This is a genomic window from Neisseria sp. P0021.S007, from assembly GCF_051956855.1.
In genome coordinates this window covers 1-493 of sequence record NZ_JBQCXA010001363.1, presented here as the reverse complement: position 1 = coordinate 493, position 493 = coordinate 1, and the positions used below count along the sequence as shown (strand labels likewise).

The 493-nt window shown below is 58.0% G+C and carries 1 protein-coding gene; it reads left to right on the top strand.

All coding sequences use genetic code 11. The features are described 5' to 3' along the window. On the top strand, nt 1-493 hold a 493-nt coding region (locus ACTHUR_RS19180), incomplete at both ends, for an ATP-binding cassette domain-containing protein (protein ID WP_440400372.1).

The window sequence follows — 493 nt, the reverse complement described above, 5'->3', positions numbered from 1 at the left end:
GTTTGAAAACGTATCCGTCAAGTTCGGCGAAGGCAACCGCTACGGCTTGATCGGCGCGAACGGTTCGGGCAAATCTACCTTCATGAAAATCCTCGGCGGCGATTTGGAACAGACTGCGGGCGAAGTGGCGATTGAAAACGGCGTGCGTTTGGGTAAATTGCGCCAAGACCAGTTTGCTTACGAAGACATGCGCGTGCTGGACGTGGTGATGATGGGGCATACCGAAATGTGGGCGGCGATGACCGAACGCGACGCGATTTACGCCAACCTCGAAGCCACCGAAGACGACTACATGAAAGCCGCCGAACTGGAAGCCAAGTTCGCCGAATACGACGGCTACACCGCCGAAGCGCGCGCCGCCGAACTGTTGAGCGGCGTAGGCATTTCCGAAGATTTGCACAACGCCACCATGGCGGAAGTCGCCCCCGGCTTCAAGCTGCGCGTATTGCTGGCGCAAGCCCTATTTTCCAAGCCCGACGTGCTGCTCTTGGAC